Origin of the sequence: Blautia wexlerae, from assembly GCF_013300825.1 — a bacterium.
Taxonomy (GTDB): Bacteria; Bacillota; Clostridia; order Lachnospirales; family Lachnospiraceae; genus Blautia_A; species Blautia_A wexlerae_B.
In genome coordinates this window covers 1-451 of record NZ_JAAIMY010000102.1, presented here as the reverse complement: position 1 = coordinate 451, position 451 = coordinate 1, and the positions used below count along the sequence as shown (strand labels likewise).

Genomic DNA, 451 nt, shown 5'->3' with positions numbered 1-451 from the left:
TTGAATTTCTCCTTTGTTTTCTTAAAAAATATCTTCTGGTACTTCTCATAGACAGGCTTACATTCCTTGCAGTCTGTCCGGCTGGCAAGAATCCCGTCAATCACTTTGCTTCGGGCTTCCTTTGGCTTCATCTGATTGCGGTAATCTGCGGCTGATTTCCCGGAAGATTCCAGAAATGCTTCTAAGTCCTCCACAGTGGAAAGCCCCTTTTGCCGGAGATAGGACAGGGCTTCGCTGACTGCCTTTAAGTCCTGTGAAGTCCCCCGGTTCTGTCCAGCCCTTGTCCAGTCCTTCCTTTCTTCCTTTCGTATCTCCATATACTTCATCAGCAGATTGAGAAGAAGTGTCGCTTCCTCCGCCGCCTTTTGTACAAGCAGTTCTTTCCGTTTTTCTCCCAGCTCGGTAATCCAGCCTTTGAGGTTTTGGATAAGCTGCCGGATGGACTTCATCA

1 pseudogene is annotated in these 451 nt (G+C 47.9%); it reads right to left on the bottom strand.

Features of this window, described 5'->3' with window-relative positions:
* Positions 1-451: pseudogene (locus G4417_RS16610) on the bottom strand (conjugal transfer protein); the annotation flags it as partial.